General features: G+C 72.2%; 10 protein-coding genes and 1 pseudogene. 4 read left to right on the forward strand and 7 right to left on the reverse strand.

All coding sequences use genetic code 11. The features are described from left to right. Positions 1-9 precede the first annotated feature (9 nt). Positions 10-969 (reverse strand): esterase/lipase family protein, encoded by a 960-nt coding sequence (locus ACWEO5_RS10635; RefSeq protein ID WP_452162062.1) that lies wholly within the window; start codon positions 967-969, stop codon positions 10-12. Positions 970-1,319: 350 nt separating this feature from the next. Between ACWEO5_RS10635 and ACWEO5_RS10640 the strand changes: the two are divergent. Together ACWEO5_RS10640 and ACWEO5_RS10645 are read left to right on the forward strand one after the other, a co-directional pair. Then, a pseudogene (locus ACWEO5_RS10640) lies at positions 1,320-1,686 on the forward strand (GTP cyclohydrolase); the annotation flags it as partial. 469 nt (positions 1,687-2,155) lie between these two features. Continuing rightward, positions 2,156-2,458 carry a hypothetical protein gene (locus ACWEO5_RS10645; protein ID WP_452162063.1) on the forward strand — a complete coding sequence of 101 codons (303 nt, stop codon included), beginning with the start codon at positions 2,156-2,158 and terminating at the stop codon, positions 2,456-2,458. Between the two features lie 24 nt (positions 2,459-2,482). Here ACWEO5_RS10645 and ACWEO5_RS10650 read toward each other — a convergent pair whose 3' ends face one another. The 3 genes from ACWEO5_RS10650 to ACWEO5_RS10660 all read right to left on the reverse strand — a co-directional run bounded on the left by ACWEO5_RS10650 (position 2,483) and on the right by ACWEO5_RS10660 (position 4,654). Further along, positions 2,483-3,601, reverse strand: a complete 1,119-nt coding sequence (locus tag ACWEO5_RS10650; RefSeq protein ID WP_452162064.1) for an IS630 family transposase — start codon at positions 3,599-3,601, stop codon at positions 2,483-2,485. 529 nt (positions 3,602-4,130) lie between these two features. Continuing rightward, positions 4,131-4,445: a hypothetical protein gene (locus tag ACWEO5_RS10655; RefSeq protein WP_452162065.1), complete on the reverse strand. Its 315-nt coding sequence runs from the start codon at positions 4,443-4,445 to the stop codon at positions 4,131-4,133. A gap of 26 nt (positions 4,446-4,471) precedes the next feature. Continuing rightward, positions 4,472-4,654, reverse strand: a complete 183-nt coding sequence (locus ACWEO5_RS10660; RefSeq protein WP_452162066.1) for a hypothetical protein — start codon at positions 4,652-4,654, stop codon at positions 4,472-4,474. Between the two features lie 745 nt (positions 4,655-5,399). Here ACWEO5_RS10660 and ACWEO5_RS10665 point away from each other — a divergent pair. Then, positions 5,400-7,097 carry a thiamine pyrophosphate-binding protein gene (locus ACWEO5_RS10665; RefSeq protein ID WP_452162067.1) on the forward strand — a complete coding sequence of 566 codons (1,698 nt, stop codon included), beginning with the start codon at positions 5,400-5,402 and terminating at the stop codon, positions 7,095-7,097. A 246-nt stretch (positions 7,098-7,343) separates the two neighbouring features. On the opposite strand, the gene ACWEO5_RS10670 is transcribed toward ACWEO5_RS10665, so the two are convergent. Together ACWEO5_RS10670 and ACWEO5_RS10675 are read right to left on the reverse strand one after the other, a co-directional pair. Further along, positions 7,344-7,892: a hypothetical protein gene (locus tag ACWEO5_RS10670; protein WP_452162068.1), complete on the reverse strand. Its 549-nt coding sequence runs from the start codon at positions 7,890-7,892 to the stop codon at positions 7,344-7,346. 820 nt (positions 7,893-8,712) lie between these two features. Continuing rightward, the gene (locus tag ACWEO5_RS10675; RefSeq protein ID WP_452162069.1) at positions 8,713-9,222 is read right to left on the reverse strand and encodes a hypothetical protein; all 510 of its coding nucleotides are present in this window, start codon (positions 9,220-9,222) and stop codon (positions 8,713-8,715) included. 259 nt (positions 9,223-9,481) lie between these two features. Here ACWEO5_RS10675 and ACWEO5_RS10680 point away from each other — a divergent pair, with 259 nt between their 5' ends. Beyond that, complete coding sequence (locus ACWEO5_RS10680) at positions 9,482-9,913, forward strand: cupin domain-containing protein (RefSeq protein WP_452162070.1); 432 nt, start codon at positions 9,482-9,484, stop codon at positions 9,911-9,913. 35 nt (positions 9,914-9,948) lie between these two features. Here ACWEO5_RS10680 and ACWEO5_RS10685 read toward each other — a convergent pair whose 3' ends face one another. After that, positions 9,949-10,752 (reverse strand): bestrophin-like domain, encoded by an 804-nt coding sequence (locus ACWEO5_RS10685; RefSeq protein WP_452162071.1) that lies wholly within the window; start codon positions 10,750-10,752, stop codon positions 9,949-9,951. Positions 10,753-10,934 lie beyond the last annotated feature (182 nt).

Below are 10,934 nucleotides of genomic sequence, written 5' to 3' on the forward strand. Positions count from 1 at the left end.
GGGGCGCGGTCAGATGGACGGCGGGACGTACAGGCAGGGGACGGGGCGCGGGTGCGCCGGGTCGAGCGCGTTCAGCACGTCGGTGAGCGCGATCGGGTCGAAGGCGACCCGGACGTGGCCGGCGAAGTCCAGGGCGCACTGGTCCTGGAGCACGATGTTGGTCACGCCCGGGCCGGAGAGCTGCTGGCTGGTGTAGGGCGTCGCGACGAGGTCGTAGCGGGTGGAGACGACCGTGTAGGAGACGCCTGGGACGGTGTCGCCGCCGGCGTTCAGGTTGTTCATGAAGGCGGAGCCGTTGGCCTGGTCGACGCAGGCGTCGCAGACCGTCCCGAACAGGAAGTTGGAGAAGCCGAGGGTGCCCAGCGCGTTCTCCAGCGTGGTCAGGCCGTCGAGCGTGGTGCCGTGGTTGGAGGGCGCCAGGCCCACCAGGGCGTTGACCTTCGGGGCGCCGCCGAGGAACTTCAGGTAGTAGCGCGGCATCATGCCGCCCTGCGAGTGGCCGACCAGGTCGACCTTGGCCGCGCCGGTGGCGGCCAGCACCCGGTCGACGAAGGTCGCGAGCTCGGCCGCCGAGTTCGCGACCGGGGCCACCGACTTGATCGGGCTGCCGGTCAGGCCGTTGTCGCCGTAGTTGATCGCGAAGACGCAGTACCCGTTGTTCTTCAGCAGCGGAGCGAGCGAGTCCCAGTTGAACCTGGCGTTCTCGAACGTGCCGGGCACCAGGACGACGGGACGGGGGTGGGCCGCGCTCGGCCGGCAGGACCAGTCGTCGGCGCCGGGCGGGGCGGAGTTCGGCGCCACGATGGACGGGGCCGCACCCGCCGCGATGACGTACGGGACGGGCAGGTCCGCGGCGGACGCCGGGGTGGCGGAGGCCACCGCCAGTGCGGGCAGCACGGCCGCGCAGCCGATCAGGGCTCGGGTGGACCTCCGGCGCAGCGCCGCGCCGATTCGGGTACCGAGGTGCATGGGGGCTCCTAAGTCGAGGGTCCGCCGGTGCCCGCAGCGAGGGGGCTGCACGGGGTGGTCCCGGCGGTCGCCACCCATCGTCGGGAGCCGCGCGGGGGGCCGACAGGCTTCGGCCGCAGCTCTGTTCGCCCGGCACAAACCGCCGGGGCCGGGTTGTGCCCGCGTCCACCCCGAGCCCCCGCGGGGTGGGGCCGGTGGGGCGGGGGACGCCTGCCGGGACGCCAGTTGTTCACATTGGAACCACGGTGTAGCGTCGGGCGAGCACGATCCGGTTCGAATTTGAACAACTTGCCCGCGGGCCCCGCACCGGACCGCCGACACCCCTACTCGCGGCCCCGGAAGGACCCGACATGACGCACCCCGAGAGCACCCCGCCGCCGCCCGCCGCCACCGTCCGCTCCCACGTGCGCGTCCCGCTCGCCTTCACCGACGGCTACCGCGTCGAGGCCGAGGTGCACACCTTCCACGGCCTCACCGACGGCGCCGAACACCTCGCCCTCACCCTCGGCACCCCGCCCCCCGCCACCGCCCCCCCTGGTGCGCCTGCACTCCGAGTGCCTCACCGGCGACGTCTTCGGCTCCGCCCGCTGCGACTGCGGCCCCCAACTGCGCGAATCCGTCCAGCGCATCGCCGAGACCGGCGGCCACCTGCTCTACCTCCGCCAGGAGGGCCGCGGCATCGGCCTCTACAACAAGCTCGACACCTACGCCCTCCAGCCCTCGTAGACCGCGATCACAATCAAACGGTTCAGGAACGCAATGGCACAGCCTCACTGAAACCTCAGGTGCGGGTCGGCCAGCCATGCACCAGGCTCATCAGCACCCCTTCGGGCGAGGGCACCACCAAGGGCCCTCTCGGCCTCCGGCATCAGACACCTGCACTGCGGTGATGTGCGGAGCGACATTGGTTGCACCCGCAATGGTCATACAGAAACGCCAAGTCCCCTGGGAAAAGGGGTTGGAACCTGACAAGGCGGCAGAAAGGCCCCCCGGCCGGGACCGCTTGAGATGGTCATGCATAGACATCGACGTCGACGCAGCCGACCTGCCGCCGGGGAGGGCGTGCCACCAACGGCAGTGGCGCAGCCGATACCTAGTGCTGTGACCGGGTAGGTTCGCCGGTTCTTGTCACCGAAGGCCCGGCTACTGTGTCTTGTGAAGCATCAGCGTTGATCAGGGAGGGCTGATGGCCGTCGAGGAAGCGGTGGCACGGCTGCGAGTCCACAACAGCGGCGAGGGGCTGCTGGAACTGGTTCTGGAGCCGTACGGCAGTGATCACTGGCTGGCGCCTGGTGAGACCTTCGTGGTCTGGACGTTCGGGTCCACGGATGATCTTCCCTGGTCCGGGACGACGCACGGCAATGAGCCCTTCGAGGTGGACCACCGGCCGGGTTCGGTGACGGTGCACTTCAATGGGCGCCACGGCCATGTTGCGGACGTGGACGGCAAGGAGATCGAGTGCGGCCACCGGCGGCCGGCGGCGGCGTGATCACTTGACGCACGGCACCATCGGTCAGGCCGCCTCCAGCAGCCGTCCGCCCCAGCGGATGCCTTTTTCACTGCGGATGCGGGCGCGTTCCTTGCGCTGGGCGGCCAGGACGTCGGGGTGGCGGGCGTTGGCGTTGCGCCAACGCAGGTAGGCGTGCAGGGCCCGGGTCTGGACCGGGTGGTTCGGATGGTTGGAGTTGGCGAGCGTGAACTGCCGCAACGGTCCGAAGTGTGCCTCTATCGGGTTGGCCCAGGAGGCGTTCGTCGGGGTGAAGCAGAGATGGACGTTGTTGTTCTTCGCCCAGCGCAGGATCTTCTTGCCGTTGTGGGCGGAGAGGTTGTCGAGGATCACGTAGACCGGGGCGCCGTCCGGGCGCGCTGCCCGGATCGACCTGAGCGCGACAAGGGTGTTCGAAGTGCCCTTGCGGCGGCGGTTGACGCCCCAGAGAGTGTCGTCGCCGACCGAGTAGCAGCCGTGGAAGTAGGTGACGCCGTGGGTGCGCTTGTAGGTCGCGGGCAGCCGCCCGGGCTTGCTCTGCTCGGCCCAGCCGCTGCCGGCGGTGGGACGGATGCCGAGCGGTCCGAACTCGTCGAACGCGAACGTGCGATCTGGGAAGTGCTCCAGGACGTGCTCGATCCGGTCGAGCTTGGTGTCGTACTCAGAGTCGGTGGACTCCTTCCAGGTCTTGGTGCGTTGGAAGGTGACGCCGCGGCGGGCGAGCAGACATCGCAAGGCCTCCCGGCCGATGCGGATCACCCGGCCGTGGACCCGGCGCAGGTAGGCGAGCAGTTTGCGGACGGACCAGCGGGTGAAGGGCTGACCGAGCTTGGTCGGGCGGGTGGTGGCCGTCTGGACGACGAAGTCCTCGTCGTCAGCGCCGAGCAGGCGGGGACGGCCTCCCGCCCACCGAGGGTCCAGACAGGCCAGGCCGATCTCGTTGAACCGATGGATGACATCCCGCACCGTGTCATCGTCCGCCTGCACGAGCTGGGCGATCACCGGGACCCGGTTGCCGCCGGCTGAGGCCAGCAGCATCATCGCTCGCCGATACCGCACCGAGCTGGTACTGCCGCGACGCACGATCCTCTGTAACTGCTGCCCCTCCTGATCGGACAGCCTTCGTCCCTTGACCGGTTCCGCCACCGTGCCCCCACTCCGTTGGATGCTCGCCTCATCCAACCGGTTCAGGCAGCACCACCGCCAACCCGGCGAACGTTGTCGGTCACAGCACTAGCGAAGGATGGGCGGTGATGCGGGCGAGCACGGCGGGCGTCCGATTCTCCCGTGATCGTCACAACAGCGGAGTCGATCCGGTCGGCTGCCGACGGGCCACAGCTACGCGCCCGCATGCATCTTGAGGAATTCCGTCAAGCTCCTGAATCGATCTCGACTCCGGAACGGTCGACGAACTGGCCTGCCGTCGTGCCTCCCTCGGTGTCGTGGGCATGGGTGAGGGCGTGCCGACTGCCCGTGGGTGGGTGACCGTGCCATGGGGCCGATCGGCTCGGTGCGGTGTCGGCTCAGTTCGCCGTGCCGGCCCCGGCGAGGTGGTCCTCGCGTTCCAGGTGGTCCTGGTGCTCCAGGGCGAGGCGGCCGGGTTCGCAGGCGGCGAGGGTGTCGGGGTCGGTCACGGGCGGGCGGCACGTCCGGTGCACGGATCCGGCTGCCTGGCTCAGCCAGGTGGTGTGGGGCTCGACTCCGGCGAACTCGGCCAGTCGGCGCAGGTGGTGGTGGCGTCGAAGGTACCGCTCGGCGCGGTGGTCAGCGAGCGAATGGACCACCGCTCACCCTGGTAGGAGGCTTCGACGCCGATGTGCTGCTCCAACGTCCCGGTGGCGGTGATCTCCACCGTGCCGGTGACGGAGAGGCGCACGGACAGGTCGAAGGCCGGCACGCGGACGACCGGCACGGCTCCGATGGTGAACGTGATCGGCGCGAAGGTGACGTGGGCGAGCTTCTGCTCGTCCGCGGCCAGGGCAGCGGTCACGCCCAGGGTGGCTTCCAGCGAAGCGCTCAGGTCGGCACCGGTGGTGAAGACGGCCTCGGAGACCTTCCCCAGTCGGTACGCAGGTCGAAGCTCCAGTCGGGCTCCAGGCCAACGGTGCCGCGCAGCGAGGTGGCCAGGGCGACCGGGGAGCCGGCGGGGCTGAGGGCGAGGCCGAAGGCGAGCCCGTCCTGCGAGGGAACGGCCCGCACTCCCGGGCGCAGGGCGCGAACCTCGGCGATGTCCTCGGGTCCCAGATGTCCTCGGGTCCCAGGTGCCCGGACAGGCCGGCCCGGCCCCGCAGCCGGTCGATCCCCTGCGGGGCGCCCGTTTCTCCGGTCGGCGAGGACCTCTTCACCACGGGATGTTCCGAAAATCCGTTCCCCGGGCTCCCGCGCCGACCGATCCGCATCGATTCCGCATTCTTTCGGGGCGCGCGGCCGGATCTCCGAAGAATCGCACAGCCCGCATGCGGCAAGCCCGGCGCACGCCGCCCCGGATATTTTTGACTTTCGCCACGCCCGCGCACCATGCCTCGAAGCACTACCAGGACTGGGCCGTAAGCAGACGAACGAAACCGTCGGAGCGAAGATGAAATCGATGTTTCGGGAAAGTGTCAAAGATCCACTAATTCTGCCCTGCCGTCGAAAACGGAAACCCACCACCGGAATTTCAACACCCCCCACTCCTTGTCCTCGCCTTTTTTCTACTCCACCTTGCTGGGAGTGCCGCAGATGTGGTTCATTTGCTGCGGGAAGAGTTCGACAACAAATTAGTCGAGTCTTCCCCGGCGCCCCGCGCTGTCCTGCCGACGTGCCGTTGCGGCCCGCAGCCCTGCCGTACCCGCCAGCCTTCGGAGCCGGGGCGGGCCAGGACGTCGGAACGTCCGGGCCGGCGCGGCGCCCTTTCGCCGGGCCCGGCGCCCCGTCCGCTACGAGTACCCGTGGAGATCCGTCCATGTCCGTGACCGCATCCGCCGCTCCCCCCGCCGTCCCCCCGGGAACCCCCGCTCAGCAGGTCACCGGGAGCCGCGCCCTGCTGGACGTCCTGGTGGACGAGGGCGTCCGGTACGTCTTCGGCAATCCCGGCACGACCGAACTTCCGCTGCTCGCGGAACTCGCCTCCGCCGGGATCGAGTTCGTCCACACCCTGCACGAGGCCGCGGCCGTCGGCATGGCCGACGGCTACGCCCGGGTGACGGGACGGCCGGCGTTCGTCAACCTGCACAGCACGGCCGGCCTGGGCAACGGCCTGGGCGTGCTGACCAATTCGGCCGCCGCCGGGATCCCGCTGGTGGTCACCGCCGGGCAGCAGGACTACCGCCACATCTGGCAGGCGCCGCTGCTGTCGGGCGACCTGACCGGGCTGGCCTCGTCACTGGTCAAATGGTCCCACGAGGCCAGGAGCCGGGAGGAGTTGGCGGTGATGGCACGCCGCGCCTTCCAACTGGCCGGCGCGCACCCGAGCGGGCCGGTGTTCCTGGCCCTGCCCGTCAACTTCCTGGACGAGCCGGGGCCGCCCGCCCCGGCCCGCTCCAGGGTCGGGGCCGCGGCCACCGGCGACGTCGGCGCGCTGGCGCGCTCCGTCCTGGACACGCCCCCGGGCCGGCTCGCGCTCGTCTACGGGGACGACGTCACCAACAGCGGCGCCGGCCAGGAGGGCGTCCTGCTCGCCGAGGCGCTCGGGGCGCCGGTGTTCGGCCCCAGCTGGCCCGGCAGCAACCCGTTCCCGACCACGCACCGGCTGTGGCGGGGCTTCCTGTCCGCGGACGCGGACGGCTTCGCCGCGCACCTGGGGCCCTTCGACCGGGTCCTGGTGGTCGGCGGCCGGGCCCTCACCGGGTACGTCCGCACCCCGGCGCCGCTGCTGCCCGCCCACCTCGCGGTGCTGCAGATCGCCCCCGATCCGGCCGCCCTGGGTCGGCAGGCCGCCCTGGAGGCCGGTGTCGTCGGCGACCTTCCCCCCACGCTGCGCGCCCTGCGCGCCGCCGTCGAGGGCCGGGTCCCGCAGCCGCCCGCGCTCCCCGCCGAACCGGCCCGCGAGCGTGCGGCGGAGCCCCCCGACCCCGGGGCGGAGCTCACCCACGAGTCGGTCGCCCGCTGCGTGTCGCGAGCCCTGCCCTCCGGTGCGCTGGTGGTGGAGGAGGCACTCTCCACCCGCCCGGCGCTGTGGCGCACCCTGCGGCTAGACACGGTGGGCCAGTACCTGGCCCCCGCCAACGCGGGCCTGGGCTGGGCGATGCCGGCGGCCTGCGGGGCGGCTCTGGGCGCGCCGGGGACGCCGGTGCTGTGCGTGGTGGGCGACGGCGCGGCGCTGTACACGCCCCAGGCGCTGTGGAACGCCGCCCGCCAGCACCTGCCCGTCACCTTCCTGGTGGTGAACAACGCCCGCTACCAGGTCCTCGACACCAACTGGCACCGGATGCGCCCGGACCAGGCCGCTCCCCCGCCGGTGCCGGGCCTCGACCTCGCCCCGCCCGCCATCGGCTTCACCCCGCTGGCGCTGTCCCTCGGCATCGAGGCGACCGTCGCCCGCACCCGGGGCGAACTCGACGACCAGCTGCGCGCCGCCTTCGACAGCGGCCTTCCCCGGCTGGTCGAAGCGGTCCTCACCCCCGAACCCGGCCACACCCCACCCCCGCGCCGGGGCGACTGACGGACCCACCGCCGCGTCCGCTCCGGGAAGCGAAGGGAGCGGACGCGGCGGCCAGTTCCGCTCGGCCGGGCAGATGGAACTGCGCCGCTTCGCACATCGCTGGCTTCGGTTCGTCAGGGTGAATCCGCGCGAAGTACCTGGCGGGCCCGGAGCGTGGCCCGGATGCGTGCTGCCCAGGGGCGGGCGGGGAGCCCGGGTCGGCCCCGGGGCACGGGCCGACCCGGGGACCGCCCCGCGCGGGGCGGGTCAGAAGGTCAGGTCGACGTCCCTGTGGGCGGTGCCGCCGTCCTCCCAGGGCTCCTGGGTCAGCAACCCCCATTCCGAGTAGTAGAAGTGCACGTCCGCGCTGAGCCGCCACGTGCCCTCCTGGAACCGCACCCGGCCGTCGCCGGCCAGGTAGGCCTCCTGGGCCGACCAGTTCCAGGGCAGGTTCCCGGTGGAGACGGCGCCGTCCGGGGCGGTCAGCTCGTAGGTGCCCTCCATGCCGGCCCGGCCGTCCCTGATCCACTCGCCCCTGAAGTTGTGGAACTTGGCCCACTTGATCGCGGCGACCGCCTGCACCGTGCCGTCGCCCATGTCCTCGATCCCGGCCGTCCAGCGGAACTCCCGCCTGCCGTCGCCGGGGTAGGAGTACTGGTCCTCGGCCCAGCGGTGCGGGCCGTCGACGACCTGGCGGTGGCCGGCCGCCGCAGCGGCGGGCACCGCGACCGCGTGCGCCGGTCCGACCGCGGCGACCGGTCCCAGCAGCGCCGCGACCAAGGCCGCGGCCGGGAGCAGCGCACGGCGAAGTGGCATGACTCACCTGTCCTTCGATCGGGCGGCGCGCCCCGCGCCGCGACGATCACCGGGCCGGCACGCGCACCACGGCGAATACGCCCGGGACACGCTCGCCGTCCACCGGCCGGACGCTCGGCGCTGCTGAGCCGTACGGCAACGACCACTACCGGGCCGCGGTGAGGACCGGCCGAGTCGGGAACGTCCGCGTCCCGCCGCATGAGGAATAGGGACCCCGCCTCTCGGCGACCGCCGGCGTGTTCACCCCGGTCGGCCCGTTCCCTCGCGGTCGACTGCTGACCGCGGTACCGCGGTGCGGTGCCGGGTCCTCGGGCAGCGCCGTCAGGTCTCCTGGAGCAGGTCGGCGTCGACGGCGGTGACGAAGGAACTGGCTCCGAACTTGTTGCGGGCGCGGACGGAGACCTCCGTGTCGGCGTGGTTGATGAGGAAGCTGTCCAGGCTGCCGATTTCGTAGGACCGGTCGGTGGGTGGTGGCGAGGACGCACGGCTCCACGTCTCGGTCGCTGACGAGCAGGTCGTAGCCGGGTGTGCCGCTGGCGGCGGTGTTCTCCGGTTCGTCCCGGCCGGCGGTCAGTTTACTGAGCTCCGAGCTCCGGAGGACCACGTTGCGGGGCTCCGAGGGGCCGGTGGTGCCGGTGCCGACGACGGCTCTGGCCGTGCGTGCGGGGCGGGAGGCCGTGGCGGCCTGAGTGGCGATGATCCCGGCCCGGGCGGGGCCGCCCGGGCCGTACCGGCTGCGACACGCCCCGGGCCTCCTCCGGGTGCGCCCGACGCGGACGTAGTGCATCGGGCGTACCCGGGGGTGGGCCGGGGTGCGCGGTCAGAGGCCGACGATCACCACGTCGCCGGTGAAGTCGAGTGCGGCGACGCCGGTGGTGGAGCAGGCGTCGAGCTGGGTGTTCAGGGCGACGGCGGTCGAGGTGACGGTGGCGCCCTGGAAGGTGCCGGCGGTGATGCTGCCGGCGAGTTCGACGACGGTGGTGCCGTTGACGACGCGGGTGTTGATCCGGGTGAAGCCGAAGGTGCTGGTGGTGGAGTTGTTCCAGGTGTAGGTCTTGCTGCCGGTCGGGAAGTTGAGCAGGTCGGTGCAGGTGAGGGTGGTCGTGTAGTGGTCCGAGGCGGTGGCGGAGGTGTAGCCGGTCGGCAGGCCGGCGCACGTCCAGGTGGTGGCGGCGTCGACGGTGACGGACTGCGCGGTGTCGGTGACCGCCGGGCTGTAGGTGGCGGTGGTGCTCACCGTGCAGTCGAGCGCGACGGTGGTGGCGTGGGCGGTGCCGACCGGCACCAGGACGGCGGACAGGGCGGCGGCGGGGCGGAACGGGGAACGCATGGTGCCTCCGGAAGTCGGCGGGCGGTGAGGGTGTCCCCATGATGGACCGTCAGGCGGCCTGCTGACACCGGCACACCGGGCACTGCCGACGCGCCCGGCGCGGCGCGTTCACACGGGCGCGTCGCGCCGGTGGGCACTCCGGCGCTTTCGCCGAATCGCCGTAGGTGGCGGCCGCGGGGCGGGACGATGCCGGTGGACGCGCCGGTTCCCCGCCGTGGGGGTGTTCCACGGCCCGTGCGGTCCACTCCGGGAGAAGCAGATGGACCGATCGGCGAAGAGCTGTGTCACCGTCCGCGGGGGCGACTACCAGGGGCTCCAGGGCGGGGTCTTCGGGTCGGGTGTGTCCGCGGAGTCCGCGGGGGCGTCCCGGTTGTGCCTGCACCGCCTCGTGCTGCCCGCGCACACCCGGGGCCGCCCGCACCTGCACGAGGGGCACGAGTCGGCGATCCTGATCGTGGAGGGAGCGGTGGAGGTTTGGTACGGCCCCGCCCTGGCCGAGCGAACGCTCCTGCGCGGCGGCGACTACTTCTACATCCCCCCGGACACCCCGCACCTGCCGGTCAACCACGGGCCCGTCGACCTCGTCGCGGTGGTGGCGCGCACCGATCCGCGCGAACAGGAGGGCGTGCGCCTGCTCGACCTGCCCGCCCACCTGCTGCGGCTGGCCGACACCCCGACCGCGGCCGGATAGGCCGGCCGCAGGGCGGGGGCCGGGCGGTGCGGGGGTCAGACGGTGCGGCGGTCGCCCCGCTCGTCGCAGGGGAGTTGGCCGCCGGGGGCGTCGGCGAGGAAGTCGCGCTCGGCCTGCCGCTCGACATCGGCGATGGCGGTGGGCTTGATGTCGACGATGCCGCCGAAGGGGCGGTCGACGTCGCGGATCAGCACCAGGGTGGTGGCCAGGACGGCGGTGATCACGGTGAGGGTGACCACCTGGCCGAGGTTGTCCCGGCGGGGCAGGCAGATGCCGAGGCCGACGACGGTGACGGCGAGGGTGGCGAGCAGGAACCACAGGACGGCGCTCGGGATCGTGCTGCCGGCCTCGGTGAGCCGTTCGTCGCGGGCCTCGGAGCGCTTGTCGTCGGCGCCGGCGAGAAGCTCGAAGAAAGGCTGGTCCTGCAGTTGGGAGAAGGTCTGGCGGAATTCCGCCGTCCAGACGCTGGGCGCGGCGGAGCCGTTGCCGTCGGCCATCGCCGGCCACTCCTGGACCCGCACCGCGCGGGCGTAGCAGACGGCGGCGGCCTGGATGCGGTCACGCTGGGCGGCGGGCGCGTACTCGGCGGTCTCGACGAGTTGGTCGAGCGCGCGGGCCTCGCTGCGGGCGGCGGCGTCGGCCTTGTCGTAGGAGCCGTTCGCGTTGACCAGGACGAACGCGAGGAGCAGGACGGCCATGGTGAGCAGTGGGCCGACGAGGTCCGTGACGGACATGCCGGTGCGGTCGTCCTCCCCCTTCAGCAGCAGCGGGCGCAGGTAGCGGTTGGCCGCGAGACCGGCCAGCAGGGCGGCGGCGGCGACGACGATGACCAGGAGCACGGGGGCACCTTCGGGAGCGGGGCGTCCCCGCCGGGCCCGGCGGGGAGGGTACCCGTCGATGGTCGCGGCGCGCCGGGACGGGGGACCGCGACACTTCCATGCGTGTACGCACATCGAGGAGCGCCGGCCTACTCCGAAGGGAGCAGCCCGACCGGTCCTGCGGCCGGCCCGCTCGGCGACGG

The sequence above is a fragment of the Kitasatospora sp. NPDC004272 genome, from assembly GCF_053603035.1.

Coding starts and splice junctions, on each gene's coding strand:
- ACWEO5_RS10670 (WP_452162068.1), bottom strand. CDS start 7,892: ATGCCACTTCGCCGTGCGCTGCTCCCGGCCGCGGCCTTGGTCGCGGCG.
- ACWEO5_RS10645 (WP_452162063.1), top strand. CDS start 2,156: ATGGCCGTCGAGGAAGCGGTGGCACGGCTGCGAGTCCACAACAGCGGC.
- ACWEO5_RS10675 (WP_452162069.1), bottom strand. CDS start 9,222: ATGCGTTCCCCGTTCCGCCCCGCCGCCGCCCTGTCCGCCGTCCTGGTG.
- ACWEO5_RS10680 (WP_452162070.1), top strand. CDS start 9,482: ATGGACCGATCGGCGAAGAGCTGTGTCACCGTCCGCGGGGGCGACTAC.
- ACWEO5_RS10635 (WP_452162062.1), bottom strand. CDS start 969: ATGCACCTCGGTACCCGAATCGGCGCGGCGCTGCGCCGGAGGTCCACC.
- ACWEO5_RS10665 (WP_452162067.1), top strand. CDS start 5,400: ATGTCCGTGACCGCATCCGCCGCTCCCCCCGCCGTCCCCCCGGGAACC.